Source organism: Domibacillus sp. A3M-37, from assembly GCF_024213455.1.
Taxonomy (GTDB): Bacteria; Bacillota; Bacilli; order Bacillales; family Domibacillaceae; genus Domibacillus; species Domibacillus tundrae.
This window is the reverse complement of the sequence record NZ_JANAVL010000002.1, coordinates 109,184-124,872: the sequence shown is the minus strand read 5'-3', so window position 1 is coordinate 124,872 and position 15,689 is coordinate 109,184. Positions and strand designations below refer to the sequence as shown.

General features: G+C 43.9%; 20 protein-coding genes, 1 tRNA gene and 2 pseudogenes. 11 read left to right on the top strand and 12 right to left on the bottom strand.

All coding sequences use genetic code 11. From position 1 onward, the window contains the following. The first annotated feature begins 269 nt into the window (after positions 1-269). A complete protein-coding gene (gene yyaC, locus NLX67_RS04695) occupies positions 270-830 on the top strand; it encodes a spore protease YyaC (protein WP_046179847.1) in 561 nt (186 codons plus the stop codon). Positions 831-866: 36 nt separating this feature from the next. Here the strand turns inward: yyaC and NLX67_RS04690 are convergent, their stop codons facing one another. Continuing rightward, complete coding sequence (locus tag NLX67_RS04690) at positions 867-1,220, bottom strand: hydrolase (RefSeq protein ID WP_254310574.1); 354 nt, start codon at positions 1,218-1,220, stop codon at positions 867-869. Positions 1,221-1,363: 143 nt separating this feature from the next. On the opposite strand from NLX67_RS04690, the gene NLX67_RS04685 reads away from it, so the two are divergent. Both NLX67_RS04685 and speD read left to right on the top strand, forming a co-directional pair. Next, positions 1,364-1,576, top strand: a complete 213-nt coding sequence (locus tag NLX67_RS04685; protein ID WP_309143108.1) for an SDR family NAD(P)-dependent oxidoreductase — start codon at positions 1,364-1,366, stop codon at positions 1,574-1,576. 159 nt (positions 1,577-1,735) lie between these two features. Continuing rightward, positions 1,736-2,569 (top strand): adenosylmethionine decarboxylase, encoded by an 834-nt coding sequence (gene speD, locus NLX67_RS04680; protein ID WP_046179849.1) that lies wholly within the window; start codon positions 1,736-1,738, stop codon positions 2,567-2,569. Positions 2,570-2,647: 78 nt separating this feature from the next. Here the strand turns inward: speD and NLX67_RS04675 are convergent. Next, positions 2,648-2,779 (bottom strand): annotated as a pseudogene (locus tag NLX67_RS04675) (NAD(P)H-dependent oxidoreductase); the annotation flags it as partial. A 257-nt stretch (positions 2,780-3,036) separates the two neighbouring features. Here NLX67_RS04675 and NLX67_RS04665 point away from each other — a divergent pair. Together NLX67_RS04665 and NLX67_RS04660 are read left to right on the top strand one after the other, a co-directional pair. Next, positions 3,037-3,115 (top strand): annotated as a pseudogene (locus NLX67_RS04665). 163 nt (positions 3,116-3,278) lie between these two features. After that, positions 3,279-3,821 carry a hypothetical protein gene (locus NLX67_RS04660; protein WP_254310573.1) on the top strand — a complete coding sequence of 181 codons (543 nt, stop codon included), beginning with the start codon at positions 3,279-3,281 and terminating at the stop codon, positions 3,819-3,821. A gap of 215 nt (positions 3,822-4,036) precedes the next feature. Here the strand turns inward: NLX67_RS04660 and NLX67_RS04655 are convergent, their stop codons facing one another. Then, a complete protein-coding gene (locus NLX67_RS04655; protein WP_254310572.1) occupies positions 4,037-4,696 on the bottom strand; it encodes a DUF4352 domain-containing protein in 660 nt (219 codons plus the stop codon). A gap of 66 nt (positions 4,697-4,762) precedes the next feature. Further along, the gene (locus tag NLX67_RS04650; RefSeq protein ID WP_254310571.1) at positions 4,763-6,145 is read right to left on the bottom strand and encodes an alkaline phosphatase; all 1,383 of its coding nucleotides are present in this window, start codon (positions 6,143-6,145) and stop codon (positions 4,763-4,765) included. A gap of 497 nt (positions 6,146-6,642) precedes the next feature. Between NLX67_RS04650 and NLX67_RS04645 the strand changes: the two genes are divergently transcribed. Further along, positions 6,643-7,764 carry a mandelate racemase/muconate lactonizing enzyme family protein gene (locus tag NLX67_RS04645; protein ID WP_254310570.1) on the top strand — a complete coding sequence of 374 codons (1,122 nt, stop codon included), beginning with the start codon at positions 6,643-6,645 and terminating at the stop codon, positions 7,762-7,764. A 128-nt stretch (positions 7,765-7,892) separates the two neighbouring features. Here NLX67_RS04645 and NLX67_RS04640 read toward each other — a convergent pair whose 3' ends face one another. After that, positions 7,893-8,438 (bottom strand): general stress protein, encoded by a 546-nt coding sequence (locus NLX67_RS04640; protein WP_254310569.1) that lies wholly within the window; start codon positions 8,436-8,438, stop codon positions 7,893-7,895. Positions 8,439-8,819: 381 nt separating this feature from the next. Here NLX67_RS04640 and NLX67_RS04635 point away from each other — a divergent pair, with 381 nt between their 5' ends. Then, positions 8,820-9,110 carry an LLM class flavin-dependent oxidoreductase gene (locus tag NLX67_RS04635; RefSeq protein ID WP_254310568.1) on the top strand — a complete coding sequence of 97 codons (291 nt, stop codon included), beginning with the start codon at positions 8,820-8,822 and terminating at the stop codon, positions 9,108-9,110. A gap of 348 nt (positions 9,111-9,458) precedes the next feature. Here the strand turns inward: NLX67_RS04635 and NLX67_RS04630 are convergent. Continuing rightward, positions 9,459-9,531 (bottom strand) — tRNA-Val (locus tag NLX67_RS04630). Between the two features lie 210 nt (positions 9,532-9,741). Further along, a complete protein-coding gene (locus tag NLX67_RS04625) occupies positions 9,742-11,388 on the bottom strand; it encodes an ABC1 kinase family protein (RefSeq protein WP_254310567.1) in 1,647 nt (548 codons plus the stop codon). Between the two features lie 132 nt (positions 11,389-11,520). Here NLX67_RS04625 and NLX67_RS04620 point away from each other — a divergent pair, with 132 nt between their 5' ends. The 3 genes from NLX67_RS04620 to NLX67_RS04610 all read left to right on the top strand — a co-directional run bounded on the left by NLX67_RS04620 (position 11,521) and on the right by NLX67_RS04610 (position 13,263). After that, entirely contained in the window at positions 11,521-12,234 is a 714-nt protein-coding gene (locus NLX67_RS04620; RefSeq protein ID WP_254310566.1) for an alpha/beta hydrolase, read from the top strand. 80 nt (positions 12,235-12,314) lie between these two features. Then, on the top strand, positions 12,315-12,830 hold the full coding sequence (locus NLX67_RS04615) for a YjcG family protein (RefSeq protein ID WP_046179856.1): 516 nt from the start codon (positions 12,315-12,317) through the stop codon (positions 12,828-12,830). Between the two features lie 4 nt (positions 12,831-12,834). Further along, complete coding sequence (locus NLX67_RS04610) at positions 12,835-13,263, top strand: GNAT family N-acetyltransferase (protein WP_254310565.1); 429 nt, start codon at positions 12,835-12,837, stop codon at positions 13,261-13,263. Between the two features lie 77 nt (positions 13,264-13,340). On the opposite strand, the gene NLX67_RS04605 is transcribed toward NLX67_RS04610, so the two are convergent. The 5 genes from NLX67_RS04605 to NLX67_RS04585 form a co-directional block, all read right to left on the bottom strand. Continuing rightward, positions 13,341-13,595: a hypothetical protein gene (locus NLX67_RS04605; RefSeq protein ID WP_046179858.1), complete on the bottom strand. Its 255-nt coding sequence runs from the start codon at positions 13,593-13,595 to the stop codon at positions 13,341-13,343. A gap of 157 nt (positions 13,596-13,752) precedes the next feature. Then, entirely contained in the window at positions 13,753-14,001 is a 249-nt protein-coding gene (locus NLX67_RS04600) for a stage VI sporulation protein F (protein WP_046179859.1), read from the bottom strand. A 23-nt stretch (positions 14,002-14,024) separates the two neighbouring features. Continuing rightward, positions 14,025-14,120 (bottom strand): YjcZ family sporulation protein, encoded by a 96-nt coding sequence (locus NLX67_RS04595; RefSeq protein ID WP_254310804.1) that lies wholly within the window; start codon positions 14,118-14,120, stop codon positions 14,025-14,027. A 72-nt stretch (positions 14,121-14,192) separates the two neighbouring features. Continuing rightward, complete coding sequence (gene spoVAE, locus NLX67_RS04590; protein ID WP_046179861.1) at positions 14,193-14,549, bottom strand: stage V sporulation protein AE; 357 nt, start codon at positions 14,547-14,549, stop codon at positions 14,193-14,195. Between the two features lie 16 nt (positions 14,550-14,565). Continuing rightward, positions 14,566-15,015 carry a YhcN/YlaJ family sporulation lipoprotein gene (locus tag NLX67_RS04585; RefSeq protein WP_046179862.1) on the bottom strand — a complete coding sequence of 150 codons (450 nt, stop codon included), beginning with the start codon at positions 15,013-15,015 and terminating at the stop codon, positions 14,566-14,568. Positions 15,016-15,148: 133 nt separating this feature from the next. Between NLX67_RS04585 and NLX67_RS04580 the strand changes: the two genes are divergently transcribed. Continuing rightward, complete coding sequence (locus NLX67_RS04580) at positions 15,149-15,667, top strand: CotY/CotZ family spore coat protein (protein ID WP_046179863.1); 519 nt, start codon at positions 15,149-15,151, stop codon at positions 15,665-15,667. Positions 15,668-15,689: the final 22 nt, after the last annotated feature.

Sequence of the window (15,689 nt, the reverse complement as noted above, 5' to 3'; positions counted from 1 at the left end):
CACTGACTGCCACTCTGCCAAGCGCTTCCGTCAACTGAAGTTGTCTACATTTACCAGCTTCAATAGATACACCGATGTCATTAAAACGACAAAAGATACACTAAATAAGAGAATGGCTTTTTCTTCATCGCATCGTCCCATCCAGAAAAGTTCTAAATGCGACTCATTTCGCTGAAAATTATTTTACAACATCACAGATGACATTCTCTAAAAAGAACGATATACTTTTAATAAGTTCTTTATAGAGAACAAAAGGAGGCTTATTAACCATGAGACAATGTATAGAAGACACATTTTTCGTTCATCACTTAAAAAATGAATTAAAGCCTATTTTATCCGGCCGGCAGGAAGTTGTATTTGTCTGTATCGGCACGGACCGCTCATCCGGTGACAGCTATGGCCCCTTTGTCGGCTCCAAGTTGAAACAAACCTTTTTTCTCCGCAAATATACACATGTATCCGTTTATGGCTGCCTCGATCACCCTGTCCATGCGAAAAACCTGGCCGAAACCGTTCAAACAATTGAAGCGCAGCACATCAATCCGGTCGTCATCGCAGTCGACGCCTGCCTCGGCGCTTCTCAAAACATCGGGACGGTCGTTTTAGATCAAGGTCCGATGAAGCCCGGCTCCGGCGTTCAAAAAGAGCTGCCGCCCATTGGCGACTATCACATTTCCGGCATCGTTAATATCGGCGGTTTCCTTCCACTTCAAGTTTTGCAGGGCACACGCCTCGCCCTCGTATACAAAATGGCTAATAAAACGGCTGATTTTATTACGCGGGCGCTGTTTGAATTGGAATACGAAAAAAAGAAAAGTCAAGCCGTCTAAATGCAAAAAAGGTGCGTTGGCTCACGCACCTTTTTGTTATCTAAAACGCTGAATTTCTTCCGGGTCATCTGATTTTCGGTCTGTCAAAATCCCCATCTGTTTAATATGCTGCTTGGCTGCTTCATCCCCTAGAAGGTAAAGAATTGAATACAGTACTTTTTGCGACGCATCATAATGATCATTTTCAGGATCATGGTGATATTCCAAATATGGGATATGTGAACGGACGTATGTTTCTAAATCAGCTTCGTACTTATCCTCCATTACAGCCTGCAAAACCCCTACTTCCTTCTCCGTTGCATGAATCACAAAACTTGGGCTGTCAATCGGTTCAGGCAAAATACTCTCACTATTAAGATCCACATAATATACTTTCTTTTCCTGCTCCATCCTCATCATCTCCTTTTTTTTCTTTATCCTCTACCCGATACCAAATAAATAAAACACATAAGCAGGACAGGCATCCTAACGTTTACTTTTTTTTCCTAAAGGGAACGTCAAAACTGACACGTCTTTTGACAGGAGGAATATACATGAGCAAAACGATCTTTATCACAGGAGCAGGTACAGGTCTTGGACGTGGTGCAGCGCTTGGTCTCGCGAAAGCCGGTCACCGCGTTATTGCCACAACTGAAATCACCGCTCAGAAAACGGCCTTACTTGAAGAAGCCAAAAAACAAGGCTTTAAGATAGATGTATTTAAGCTTGACATTACAAATCCGCGTGACGCAGCTCAAGTAAGCTAATATGACTTTGATATTTTCGGCGGATATGATCGCCAAAATGATCGAAATCATCCCGGCTGACCACCTCCATGAATATTCTCTTTAAAAAGAAAGATTGTTTTTTCATACTCAGGACGGGTAACATAAACATATCGATATAGAAATAAAGGAGTGCACATAATGGTCATCAAACAAAGTCAAGGAATTCAACTGCACGATTTTAACAATCTGACAAAATCGCTCAGTTTTAATATGTATGATATTTGCTGGACAAAAACGAAAGAGGAACGGAAAGCGTACATTGAATATATCGATGAACAGTATAACGCGGACCGGCTGACGGAGATTTTGAAAAACGTAACCGATATTATCGGCGCCCATGTGTTGAACATTGCCAAGCAGGATTACATTCCGCAGGGCGCGAGTGTCACGATGCTTATTTCTGAAGGGCCCGTCAACCCCGGGTCACGGGAAGAATCCCTTGAAGAATCACCCGGTCCCCTTCCTGATACAGTCGTCATGGCACTGGATAAAAGCCATATTACGGTTCATACGTATCCCGAATATCACCCGAATGAAGGCATCAGTACATTTAGAGCCGATATTGACGTGTCCACATGCGGTGAGATTTCACCGTTAAAAGCGTTGAATTACCTCATTCATTCCTTTGACACGGATATTATGACAATGGACTATCGCGTCCGCGGTTTTACACGGGACATTGACGGAAATAAGCTCTTTATCGATCACGACATCAATTCCATCCAAAACTATATCCCGGAAAACATCAAAGAGCTGTATCACATGATCGACGTGAACATTTACCAGGAAAATATTTTCCACACAAAATGTAAGCTGCGTGAGTTTGACTTGGACAATTACTTGTTTGGCCATACGAAAAACGACTTGGATGACGATGAAATCAACAAAATTACCCAAAAGCTGCATCAGGAAATGGATGAAATCTTTTACGGGAAAAATATTGTGAACGGTGCAAACGTCGGGGAACAATAAAACTTTCTATATAAATCAGAACATATAAGAAGAAGATGCTCTCAAATATGAAGAGCATCTTCTTCTTTGCTTTTCATTTCACCGGTCGATTTGCTTAAAATAACGATAAATTTTAGTCGATTTTTCCGCTTGCTTCCCTTTTTCGCTTTCCATGCCGCCAAATTCAAAAAATCTGACTTTTTTGATTCCTACTTTAAACAAAAATAATTTATTTTATAACTTCGTAGCCTTCACAGCCGCCGTTCACCGTGTGAGAAATGAAGTAACGAAAGATGCTAAATCAGACAACCTTACACCCGTTCAATACAGCATCCTTGAGTATATTGCCGTAAGTCAGCCGGTCACGCTTAGTGAAATTAGTGATTGCCCTCATATACCTGTACTTTCCGAAAGACCCATCCAGCACCAACCTTCAGGTCCCCGAATTTTTTGTATATCCTTTTTCAAATAGTCAATAATAAAGACATGGACTTGTAGCTCAATGATTAGAGCAGCCAATGGGATAAACTATTGTGTATCTTGTGGGTTAAAATCCCACCAAGTCCTTTTATACGACATTTGATTCTTTTCTAAAATCCAGTGTTTAAAACTTCACACTTATTTCCCCCAATTGTCATGCCGGTACATGGAAATGACAATATATTCCCGCTTAAATGAGCTATACATACTTAACTTTCTTCATTTTAAGGAATGAGCAGGAGTGACGCTTATGTTTTTTTTAAAAGGTCATGCCATTAGTTTGATTATATTGACATTAGCCGGTTTCCCAAGTGCAGCTTTAGAGGAAGACAAGATCGGCCTGCAAACAAGTTACATGGATGCAGGTTACTCGTCTTTATCCGAAGCGTTTTATAAAAGCAGCCACCCTTTTAACCGCGGCATTGGGCTTTCAGTCCAAGATTCTCCTGTTCTCTTTATCCATAATTCAGGAAGGCTGAATTACATGAATGGCGAAATAAACGGTGAATTTGCAATGGACTATATAAATCAAAACCAGCTTGAAAATCATTTGATCATTCGTGTTAAACCTATTGGACAACAAGTGAAATTTAAAGAAGATGAGATCGACCATTCCATTCAGCTCAAACACGGAACGGAAGCGGTCTACCTTTTTGGGAATCGATTTAATACGTTAGCCTTTGAAAAAGATGGATGGCAGTATATGATCACTACAAGTAAACATACATCCGGTGCAATCAACCTCGACCTGTTAACGGCTATTGCTAACTCCATTATTGAGACCGCAAAATAAAAGGGTCAGAGACGTCAATTTACAATGCTCCGACGTAGTATATGATTCCTACTGAATTCGAACCCGTTGTTTCTTTCCAGGAATTTTTTTCTGCAAAAGATTTCTCACTTAAACAGATGATGTATGTATAAATTTAAAAGCAGATCTTTTACCATACATCCACAATCAAAAACCGGAAGCGGCTGCTCCCGGCTGATCATCTTCTTTTGCAAATATTAAAAGGTTAGGCGCACGTTCTTTCCTTGCTCCATAATCGCATTCTCGCCATTAACCGCATCACTTGTCAAAAGGTCGATCCATTCAATCGTTTCGCCTTTCTCTACAATAAAGCCCATGCTGCCGGATTTAATTTCACTCGGCTTAAGTGTACTAGCTAATTCTTCTAAGTAAAAATCATCTTCCCATGTTTTCAGCTCACCGGCGCTCGTTTTCAAGTGGGCAGCCGGATTGAATTGGACGGGTTCATCTGAAGTATTTTCAAATGTTACGCTGATCTTCACGAAATCAAATTGCTCCTCATGTGTGTACATATGAAAAAAATCGATCATGCTGTAATCCGGCGTAAAATGCATGACCTTCGCTTCGTTCAATGTCACCTGCACAGGTCCGACCTGCACCTGCTCATCTGCTGATTGATAACGTAAAAGCATCAATTCCCCTTTTCCATCTGAAACAGCTTGCTTTTCCTTCAAAAGCGTTTGGTCATCGGTCACTTGCGGATTCGGCACATATTCAGCCGCTTCTTTCGTTTCAGCCGCTTCTGTCTCTACTGCAACGGCAGGCTCAGCTTCATTTGGTGATTCTAATGATTGGCTGTTATTGCTGCAGCCCGCTGCCAGCAGCATCGCCGCCATCATCCAGCTTAATCGTTTCATCACATAGCTCCTGTTCTTTTTGAAAAAAACGCCCGCTGCCCGATCGGCAGCAGGAGCATTTTTCACTTATTTTTTCTTGCTTCCTAACAAGCCAAAAATGATTTCCGCATTTTTTGTGTTGTCAATTTGGCCTGCAAATCGTTCTTTGTACGGTCCATATGCGTAAACCGGCACATCTTCACCAGTATGGCCGCCTGTTGTCCAGCCTGTATGAGAACGTTTATTAAAAATTTCTTCAATCGCATTATCAATATTTGCCTGCTTGCCGTCCGCTGCCGCTTCTTCAACGGATTGGATTTCTTCATCTGTCAGCGCAAGCATATTTTGATCAATGTACGTAGTCAAAATCTCTTTTACATTGCCGCCTTTCATAATTTCAGCAGCCATAAAGTCCGGTGTGCGTTTTGCCGCTTTAATCGGCTCCCCAAACCAGTTGTAAATGCCATCTGCTCCGATTGAGTAACCGCCTGTGGAATGGTCAGCCGTCACAACTACAAGTGTGTGCTTGTCTTTTTTCGCAAATTCGATCGCTGCTTCAACCGACTTTTCAAAGTCCTCCATCTCACTCATCGCGCTGACAATATCATTATCATGCCCGGCCCAGTCGACCTGGCTGCCTTCTACCATCAGGAAGAAACCTTCTTTGTCCTTTTTCAAACGATCGATCGCTGAAGACGTCATGTCCTCAAGAGACGGTGTTTCTTCGTTCCGGTCAATCATTTTCGGCAGCCCGCCTTCTGCGAACAGGCCGAGTACTTTTTGGTTGTCATTATCGAGCATTGTTTCCTTGCTTGTAACGTAGCTGTAGCCGTCTTTTTGGAATTCAGCTGTTAAATCGCGGTCTGCCCGGACAAAATTTGATTCACCGCCGCCAAGAAGGACATCAATTTTATGGCCGCCGTTAACAAGCTCATCATAATAATCATCCGCAATAGCATTCATGTTTTTCCGGTTTTCATCGTGTGCACCGAATGAAGCCGGCGTCGCGTGTGTAATTTCAGACGTCGCCACAAGTCCCGTAGCTTTGCCATTTTCTTTCGCTGCTTCCAATACCGTTTTCACTTCTGACTTATCGTTGTCTACCCCAATCGCCGCATTGTATGTTTTAATGCCGGCTGACATTGCTGTTGCCGCAGAAGCGGAATCTGTGATGTTTTGTTGAGGGTCTTCCGGATATGTCATCTGCTGGCCGACCAAATACGGATCAAAGGCCGTCTGCTCGACAACCGGCGTAGACGGGTCATCCTTTAAATAACGGTAAGCGGATGTATACGACGTGCCCATGCCATCCCCGATCATAAAAATGACGTTTTTTATTTTAGCGTTATCCTGTTTTTTAGATCCGGCAGCTTCCGCATCTGTATAAGAAAACCCGCTTGCTGCGCCTGTTATTGCCATCACTGACACTGCACAGATCGGGATCCATTTTTTTCGCCACTGCTTTTTCATTTCATATAACCTCCGGTAGTATGTATTGGATTCGTGCTTTACTATAGAGGTTCAATATGAAGTGAATGTTAAGGGAATGTAAAAATGACTTGGACGGTAAAAGATCTTGGAAGCCTGTACTCCAAATGACTTACTCACTTTCAAAATACAAGGACTATTCACATAAAGAAAAAGGAATAAAATATAGGCCTATTAACCAATTAAACTGTTTATATATAGAAATATATTAAATGGCAGGAAAAAAGTAGCCTTTTTTCAAAAAAGGCTTTTTGATGAGCTTAGCCCCCTTGTTCATTTTAGTATTGATCATTTTTTTCCTTCATGAAAGAGCTTTGTTGCAGAGGGTTAAATAGAAATGAGCCATCTCCCCTTATCCAGAAGAAAAACGGACGGAAATGGAGAATAAATTTAAAGTGAAAGAGCAACATATAACCGTCGTGTAAAAGTGATCATCAATTTAAACCAAATCATTCAGAATTTTAGAAAGTGGGTAAAGAATGCAAATTGAAAAGATAGAAACGTTTCCATTGGTTCATAAACTTTCTGCTCCTTACGGGGATGCAAATGGTTATAAGAAATATAGATCCTGCTATCTGGTACGCATTATAACAAAATCTGGTATAGACGGCTGGGGGGAATGTGTGGACTGGCTTCCTACATTACAGGTGGGATTTAACGAACGAATCATTCCTTACCTAATTGGAAAATCCGCATCTGACCGGCTGCAGTTAGTGGCCACGATTAAAAAATGGCATCAACGGGCTGCGGCTGCTGTAAGCATGGCTTTATCAGAAATTGCAGCCAAACATGCCAATCTCTCCGTATGTGATCTATGGGGAGGGAAATGGAGAAACAGCATACCTGTATACGCCTCATTTCAATCCTATACGGACAGCAAAGATTGGATCAATCACTCCCTACAGCTGATTGAACAGACCGCTGCAAAAGGGTTTAGCAGCATAAAGGTGAAAATTGGCGGTCGGAGATTCCAGGAAGACGTATCTCATATTACCTTACTGCAGAAAATGACAGAGGACCGATTACGGTTAATTCTTGATGCCAACCAGAGCTACGATATGGCAGCAGCACGTATGTGGGAACGTTATTTTTCAAACTGGCAGAATTTATTATGGCTCGAAGAACCAATGCCAATAAACAATCTGTCTGAATATAAATTGCTGCGTGCAAGCCTTTCAGTGCCCATTGCAGGGGGAGAAAATATGAAAAGTGCTAAACAATTTTTGCCGCTGCTTTGTCAGAATGCCTTTGATATTATCCAGCCGGATATATTGCATGGGAATGGAATAGAGGACTTTCGGGACACGTTACAGCTTGCCCGCCATTTTGGAATACGAGTTTCCCCTCATAGCTACGATGGAGCACTTTCAAGATTATATGCCTTATTTGCCCAAGCAAGTTTATCTGATTGGAGCAAAATGGAGGAAGAAAAAATTGAACCGGTAGAATGGGATGTGATGGAAAATCCTTTTTCTGAGCTTATCCCCCTGAAGCCATCCAATGGCCATGTATTGATTCCAGATGGAATAGGCATTGGTGTGGAAATAAATACAGATATAATCAAAACATATCTCTGGGATGGATCGCCTTATTGGGAATAGCATAAAAAAAGTCCATCCTGCTATTTTCGCAAGATGGACTGATACACAGATTTTATCTTATTTTACGATCACAGAACGATAAATAAGGTGTTTCTTCCGTTCTCTGAGGTTTTCCCGGCAAGGAACGTTTATTTCTCTCTCCGATAGACCGCTCTTGTTGGCGTGTTGTAAGCCTGGAAGATTCGATCGATTTCTGCCTCATGATTTTCTTTCGCATCAACAAGCACAACAATGTTTCCTTCCTTCAAATACCGCTCATACTCTTTTGCTTTTTCTTCCGGAATACCGGCTCCTGCCAGCGCTCCGATAATCCCACCGCTCCCGAGACCCATACCTGCTCCAGTCAGTCCAGCAAGAATCGGTCCAGCTGCCACAATCGGTCCAATTCCCGGAATCGCAATCAAGCCGGCTCCAAGTATCGCCCCAAGTGAACCCCCGAGAAGACCGCCGGAAAGAGCCCCGATGCCTGCCCCTTTCTCGGCATGCTCCATGCGTTCACTGCTGTCCGTAATAATGTCTGCATTCGTTTCATGCTCAATGTCACGGACGTCCTTGCTGCTTTTCGCAAAAACGGAAATGTCATCAATGCTGTACCCTTTCAGCTTCAATGCTTCAATGGCTTTAATCACTGCTTCATGTTCTTGAAAGATACCACCAATAATTCTCATTGTCATGATCCCGATTCTCCTCTCTTTTCTTACCCTTATTCTTATTCCTATTCTTATTCCTTATTACCCCACACTCCAAAATTACTCAAACAGAAATTCAGAAAAATATCTCTTTTGTTCCTGGCGAAAACAGAAAAATGATGAATCAAAGCTGTGTGAAGCGAGAACAACGACACATTCTTTTTAAGCCTTTTTCTTTATATATCACGCCTGACAGCCTATCTTTTGGTGAAAAGGCCAGAAGCCTTACTATTGAGAAGATTGTGATTAAATGAAGCTAAGTGTTCTTGATCAATCCGTTGTTACAAATGACGGAACTGGAACTGCTGCATTAAAAAATACGCTGAAGCTGGCCTAGTTAACGGAAGGAATGGGATACACCCGCTTTTGGACAGCGGAACAGCGGAACATCATAACACAAACGGAATGGCGGATCCCTCGCTGGAAGTGCTCATTTCCCATATTGCTTCGAGTATAAACTCGATACGTGCAGGATCAGGAGGGGTTCTTCTCCCCCAGTATAGACCGTATAAAATTGCTGAGAATTTCAAAGTACTGGAAGCTTTATTTCCAAAACGGATTGATTTAGGAATCGGCAGCTCGCCTGGAGGTTCCGCAGATACCCGCTTGGCCCTTACGGATGGTGTCAGGAAAAGCTTAAATGAGTTTCCGAGATAAGCGAAAGACCTGCAAGGCTATTTAACAAACGAGGACTAGGGTCAAACCGTAAAAGCGTATCCACTGACAGACAGCATTCCTGAAATGTCGATGTTGGGCATTACCCACCACGGAGCAAGAACAGCCACTGCTTAACATGTAAAAAGAAGCAGCGGAAAAATTAAATAAAACTTTATTTGGATGACCTTGAACATAAATAAAGACAGCCACTTTCGCCAACTGGTCGCCAAATTCGTCGCCACTTCGCCCACAGTGCCTTTAAACACAAAAAAAGACCACTTCCGAAGAAGTGATCTTTTTGTAGAGAAACCGTGTTCCTGACGCTCTCTCAAGGGTTTTGACACCCAATGATTCCTACTGGGTTCGAACCAGCGACCTCTACCCTGTCAAGGTAGCGCTCTCCCAGCTGAGCTAAGGAATCGTTTTACTGACAATTTATATTTTATTCAATTAAGCTGGTATTGTCAACGTTTTTTTGTATTTTTATTTAAACTACTTAATCTCGATAAACTTGTTGGCATGATAATATGCCGTATACTGCAAAACTTAGATTTGGTCACGAACATCTGAATTTGGTCATGAAAACATGCCCTTTGCCGTTGAACGGTAAGGGCAAAGGGCGTATTTTCTTCTATTTTATTCTCCGCCACATTAAATACAGCACGGTCATAAATAAAATCGTCATGATAAGAGCGGTAATGAGCGCGATGTGGTATGTGTTTGAGTCGGATATCGGTGACTGGTTGCCCATCGAGACAAAGATGCCGGCCATAATGATGCTGAAGGCTAGCATGATGACACTTAGAACAATGAGCGAGGCCATCCGCTCGATGCGCCTCATCATGTTGTCGTCGGCGGTCAGGTGCATTTTCAGTTTCGGCTGGCCGCCCTCCCATTCGTTCAGCGTTTCATTTAAAATACCGGGCAGCTTCACAGCGGCCATTTTAAACAGCCGCAGGAATGAACGGGATTCACGCATCATTTCTTTCGGATGGACCCGCCCCATCAGCACTTCATGCGCCATGTCGCGGACCATGCCGGATAAACTTGAAGCGGGGTCGAGCGCAATAACAGTTTGTTCGACTTTTAAAAAAGCCTGGCCGACCTGGACAAAATCTTTTGGGATTGTAATATGATGGCTGCCGGCGACCATGAACAGCTCCTGCAGCATCGCCCCCATTTGTACGTCCGCAAGCTCAATGTCCATATAGCCGGCCATCCAGCGGCTAATGTCGCGCTGGAGCAGCCGCCGCTCAATTGGTTTTCTTGCGCCCATTTCAAGTACTAACATCGACAGCGACGCGGCATCCCGGTCAGCGAGCGCAAACAAGCAGTCTGAGAGTAAATGCTTCATGTCGTCAGAAAGCCTTCCGGTATTGCCAAAGTCAATGAGTCCAAGGCGGCCGTCTTTTAAGAGCAGCAGGTTGCCAGGATGCGGGTCGGCATGAAAAATACCGTCGATAAACACTTGACGAAGCACGGTTTCCGATAATGCACGGGCGAGCTCCCGCCGTTCTTCCACTTCAATCGCTGCGATGACATCTCCCCGCAGTGATTTACCGCTCACAAATTCCATTACAAGCATCCGCTCAGTCGTCCATTCCGGGAAAATGCGCGGCACGTAAATGCGTTTTTCTTTCATTAAATCGCGTACACTGACTGCTTCCATCGCTTCCATCCGATAGTTCATTTCCCGACCAAGCGCTGCGGCAAAGTCGTCAATGATCGCTTTTAAGCTGATCTGCCGGGCAAGCTCGGAATTCCGTTCGGCTAAATTAGCAAGCTGGCGCAAAATCGAGACGTCGTTTCGGATCACCGGCTCAATTCCTGGCCGGCGGATTTTAATGGCCACTTCAGTCCCGTCTTTTAGTGCGGCACGATGCACTTGCCCGATGGAAGCGGCACCGAGGGGTATTTCTTCCATGTAAATAAGCCAGTCTTCCAGCGGCTGCCCCGCTTCCGACTCGACGATTTTTTTTATGGCCTCATATGGCATCGCCGGCGCACTGTTTTGCAGCTTAGCGAGCGGATCCGTCCATGACGGTGGCAATAAGTCTGTTCTCGTTGATAAAAACTGGCCGAGCTTCATAAATGTCGGTCCAAGTTCTTCAAGTGCCCGCCGCAGCTGCTCGCCTTTTACGTTTTGTTCTTTCGCGCCCCAGCGTGTAAATGGAATTTTTTCCGCCAGGCCAAGGTCTTTTATGTATCCAGCAAAGCCGTGCTTCGCGAACACCGCCACAATTTCTGGCGCACGCCGAAGCGTTCCGATTTTCACCACGTCGTCACCTTCTCCGTTTCCATCTTTTTTTCCATCATATCATATCCGCTTCTCTTCTCGCTCAAAAAAGAACTTTCGTTCGCTTCTGGTCATGGTAAAATGAGCTGACAACATTTTTGGGGAGGTTTTCGGATGAAACGCGGAACGATTCAAGATCATCTTATACATTCAAACGAATTAAACGAAGACATTTCCTTTCTCGTTTATGTTCCGGCGGATTTTTCGCCAATGTTTTCGTATACGTTTTTAATTTGCCAGGACGGAAAGGATTATTTTCAAATGGGCCGTCTGCCGCGCGTAGCAGATGAACTGCTTCGAGAAGAAGAAATTGAGCCGCTTATTATCGTCGGCATTCCGTACAATGATAAATATGACCGGCGTGACAAATACCACCCGGAAGGTGCAAAGCAAAAAGCCTATATTCGCTTTTTGGCACATGAGCTCGTGCCGTATTTAGATGAGCAGTTCCCAGGACACGGTGCCCGGTTTGGCCGGGCGCTTGCGGGCGATTCATTAGCTGGTACGGTATCATTCATGGCAGCACTGGAATATCCGGATTTGTTTGGACGCGTATTGATGCATTCTCCGTTTGTGGACAGCACGGTCATACATAAGGCAGAACAAGCGAAAACACTTCCCTCTCTTTATCACATGATTGGCACGGAAGAAACGGACGTGCTTATGACAAACGGCGAAAGAGCTGATTTTTTAACGCCGAACCGGACGCTCTACTCTCTTTTAACTGACAAAACAACGGACTATTTTTATGACGAGTTTGCAGGTGGCCACACGTGGACATATTGGCAGAAAGATATGAAGCCGGCACTGATAAAAATGTTTGAATGAGCTTCGGCTCTCATTCCGCATTTTCGAAAACGTTTGGTATACTAATAGAGGAGACGTTAATTTAAAGGGAGTGAATGAACATGAAATACGGTGTTGTCATTTTTCCATCAAAATCTTTGCAGGATAAAGTAAACGGTTACCGGAAGCGGTACGATCCGCATTATGCGCTTATTACGCCGCATATTACGCTGAAAAGCCCGTTTGATGCGGATGAGCAGGACGTTAGTCAGATCGCGGAAAAGCTGCGCCGCATCGCCGCTGTTCATCAGCCATTTTCGTATCATGTCAGCAAAGTAAAGTCGTTCGAGCCGGTCAACAATGTGATTTATTTTAAAGTTGACCTGAACAAAACGCTTGATTCTTTATATGAGATGCTGCATACGGATGAGTTTCCAGGTGAAGAGCCGTATGGATTTGTTCCCCACATTACGATCGGCCAACAGCTGTCCAATGATGAGCATTCGGATGTATACGGATCGCTCCAAATGGAATCGATTGATTTAACGGAAATCGCGGACCGCTTTCATTTGCTGTATCAGCTTGAAAACGGCTCCTGGACGGTATATGAAACATTTTTACTAGGAAAGGATGCATAGTATTTTGAATGTCGTAAAAACAACAGATTTGAAGCAGCGTGAAGACGCGTATTCCGTGCGCACTACCGTTTTTGTGGGTGAGCAGAATGTGCCCCCTGCACTTGAAATTGATGAACTTGAAGAGGAAGCCGTACATTTCGTTTTGTATGATGAGCAGCACGAGCCATGCGGTGCTGGCCGTTTTCGTACAGTCGGGGAATTCGGCAAAGTCGAGCGTATTTGCGTCTTAAAAGAAGCCCGGGGTCACGGCGCCGGCAATCTCATTATGGATATGATTGAAGAGTATGCGAAAACCGTCGACGGCTTGACAACACTAAAGCTTGATGCCCAGCTGCAGGCCATTCCTTTTTATGAAAAACGCGGCTACGAGATTGTATCTGGTGAATTTTTAGATGCCGGCATTTTGCATAAAACGATGACGAAACCGCTCTAACAGCAAAAAAGCGTATTCTCCAAAACGAGGAATACGCTTTTTCTATGGGATTGTCTCGATATGCCATCCTTCTTTCATTATGCCAATTTGTCGATTTCAAATCCTTTACCGCTAACTTGTGCCATATGTACGCGGAATGCCTCATGTTCACTTTGGCGTTTTTTTCTTTGCTCTTCTAAACTCATTTGTGGTTCAGAGCGGTCTCGTAATACTTTATCAAACGTTACTTTTGCAGCCGGATCGACAGATGAATAGCCCATGCTTGTTTCATTTAAAACCCGCTCTCTATAATCGTTGTACTGATATTGCGGAATCGGCATTATGTAACCCATTTTTCTCGCTCCTTTCTTTAGAAAAATGACCACTATATAATATGTATTCACTCTTTCCCCGTTTTATTTCTTATGTAAACGGTTTAATTTTAAAAAGAACCATTTTACCTATATATATAGGAAAAAAGGCAGCGTTTCCGCTGCTCTCAGCATAGTCTTATTTGATCATTTTTGTAATCGCGTCCATGTCGAGCTTTTTGCCGTCTTTTAAAATCGTGTTGACAATTTCGTCTTCTACTTGTTTTGGCACTTTTTTTCCGGCAAGCGCTGCGGTTTGCGCGACCACAGCCCGAATGGTGCGTTCATCTTTAAAATCAGCGTACTGAAGTGAATCGACGAGCGCAAACACGTCACTCATACGCACGCCGGTTTTTTTCTCGATATTGCTGAAAAACTTGTCATTCATGGCTTGCTCCCCCTCATTTCAACTCAATAAAAGCTTGCACCGACGATAATGAGCAAAATGAACAAAACAACAATCAACACAAATGTGCTTGAGCCGCCGCAGCCGCCGTATCCATACATACCCATAATGCCTCCCCCTTTCGCTGTTCTCTCCTTATCATATGAAGGAGTGACAAAAAGGGATGGGCCCGCTCACCCTTTTGGCTTAAAAAAAAGGGCGCCAATAAAGCCAAAAACAATCGCGGCAGAAATACCGGAGCTTGTCACTTCAAACATGCCCGTTAATACGCCGACGACTCCATGCTTTTCAGCTTCCTGCATCGCACCGGCGACTAGCGAGTTGCCAAAGCTCGTAATCGGCATTGTCGCCCCTGCCCCGGCAAAATCCACGAGCCGGTCATACAAACCAAAGCCTCCGAGTATCGCTCCTACTGAAACAAGAATCGAAAGCGTGTGGCCCGGTGTCAATTTGCCAACATCCATCATAAGCTGGCCAATGACACAAATAAGTCCGCCAATGACAAATGCCCAAAAAAACATTGCAATCATGTATCTCTTCCTTTCTTTATGCCGTTTCTTCTTTTAATTTAATAATTTCCGAGAGCCGCTTATCCGCTTCTTTTTCAGTTAAATGCCCGGCTTCCATGTCTTCTTTCAGCCGGACTGCTTCAAGGAAGATTTTATAATCACTCGAGACGACAATTTCTGATTCTTCCTTCTCTGCCATTTTTTCAATATGATCATCTAGTTCTTTTTCAATTTTTTTCATTTGAAACCGGTCAAGGTGGCGTACTTTGTAAGCAACGAGCAGCTGATCCGTTCCTTTTACGACTGCCGTATCATATATTTCTTTAAATGAATCCGCTTCTTTTTTTATATCAGCCGCCAAGCTGTCACGGTGTCCATCCAGCTGTACCGCATCGGGATCAGCCGTTTCAATCATTGCGGTTCCGTCGTGCTCCTCCCCGCATCCCGCCAGTAAAAAGACCAGAATAATTCCCGCCATTTTGTTCATGACCTGCACCTCCGTTTTCGGTCAGTATGCGCGAAAACAAAAAAAAAATTCCATTCATCACGGCAATTGTCCATGCCGTTTTGAACGAAATTCATATTGTAATAATGTACCGATATTAAAGGAGGAGTGCACAATGGGATGCCAAAAGCATCGCGACGATTTAGATGATAGCCGTTTTTCTTCTGAAAGCTGTGTTTGTGAAGTCGTCCGTGCGATTCGTGATATTCAGGATGCCAGACAGGATGAAGAGTGCCACGATTGCAAAGACTGCTTTGCCGAGCCGCTTGGCGATTTGGATGGACCGCGCCGCCGCAATGCCGACACACGCGTATTTACACTAACATCGAAAAAAGGAAAGCCGTTTTTTGCTTTCTTCAGCCCGGATGAAATGGATTATTGCGATTCCGGCTGTGTCTCCATCTACTTCCGTGTGGAAGATGTTTTTGACAGTTGCTGCGCGCGCTTGCGTGTGCTCGCGCCGCTTGATGACGAACGAGAGCCAGTGAACCTTGCTTCTGACGAAGGCATTAGCTTAAAACAAGTATGCAAAGTGGAAAATTTCAGAAAAACACGCAGCTGCATCACGGTCGACTTAAACGAGTTTATTGCCGTGCAATGTATCAAAGATGTTGACCTTGACGTGTGCCCATAAATAGAACCGCCTCATCAATAAA

Excerpts from the sequence above, each read along its gene's own strand:
- yyaC (WP_046179847.1), top strand. The coding sequence starts at position 270 with ATGAGACAATGTATAGAAGACACATTTTTCGTTCATCACTTAAAAAAT.
- NLX67_RS04690 (WP_254310574.1), bottom strand. The coding sequence starts at position 1,220 with ATGGAGCAGGAAAAGAAAGTATATTATGTGGATCTTAATAGTGAGAGT.
- NLX67_RS04685 (WP_309143108.1), top strand. The coding sequence starts at position 1,364 with ATGAGCAAAACGATCTTTATCACAGGAGCAGGTACAGGTCTTGGACGT.
- speD (WP_046179849.1), top strand. The coding sequence starts at position 1,736 with ATGGTCATCAAACAAAGTCAAGGAATTCAACTGCACGATTTTAACAAT.
- NLX67_RS04660 (WP_254310573.1), top strand. The coding sequence starts at position 3,279 with ATGTTTTTTTTAAAAGGTCATGCCATTAGTTTGATTATATTGACATTA.
- NLX67_RS04655 (WP_254310572.1), bottom strand. The coding sequence starts at position 4,696 with ATGAAACGATTAAGCTGGATGATGGCGGCGATGCTGCTGGCAGCGGGC.
- NLX67_RS04650 (WP_254310571.1), bottom strand. The coding sequence starts at position 6,145 with ATGAAAAAGCAGTGGCGAAAAAAATGGATCCCGATCTGTGCAGTGTCA.
- NLX67_RS04645 (WP_254310570.1), top strand. The coding sequence starts at position 6,643 with ATGCAAATTGAAAAGATAGAAACGTTTCCATTGGTTCATAAACTTTCT.
- NLX67_RS04640 (WP_254310569.1), bottom strand. The coding sequence starts at position 8,438 with ATGACAATGAGAATTATTGGTGGTATCTTTCAAGAACATGAAGCAGTG.
- NLX67_RS04620 (WP_254310566.1), top strand. The coding sequence starts at position 11,521 with ATGAAACGCGGAACGATTCAAGATCATCTTATACATTCAAACGAATTA.
- NLX67_RS04615 (WP_046179856.1), top strand. The coding sequence starts at position 12,315 with ATGAAATACGGTGTTGTCATTTTTCCATCAAAATCTTTGCAGGATAAA.
- NLX67_RS04605 (WP_046179858.1), bottom strand. The coding sequence starts at position 13,595 with ATGGGTTACATAATGCCGATTCCGCAATATCAGTACAACGATTATAGA.
- NLX67_RS04600 (WP_046179859.1), bottom strand. The coding sequence starts at position 14,001 with ATGAATGACAAGTTTTTCAGCAATATCGAGAAAAAAACCGGCGTGCGT.
- NLX67_RS04595 (WP_254310804.1), bottom strand. The coding sequence starts at position 14,120 with ATGTATGGATACGGCGGCTGCGGCGGCTCAAGCACATTTGTGTTGATT.
- spoVAE (WP_046179861.1), bottom strand. The coding sequence starts at position 14,549 with ATGATTGCAATGTTTTTTTGGGCATTTGTCATTGGCGGACTTATTTGT.
- NLX67_RS04585 (WP_046179862.1), bottom strand. The coding sequence starts at position 15,015 with ATGAACAAAATGGCGGGAATTATTCTGGTCTTTTTACTGGCGGGATGC.
- NLX67_RS04580 (WP_046179863.1), top strand. The coding sequence starts at position 15,149 with ATGGGATGCCAAAAGCATCGCGACGATTTAGATGATAGCCGTTTTTCT.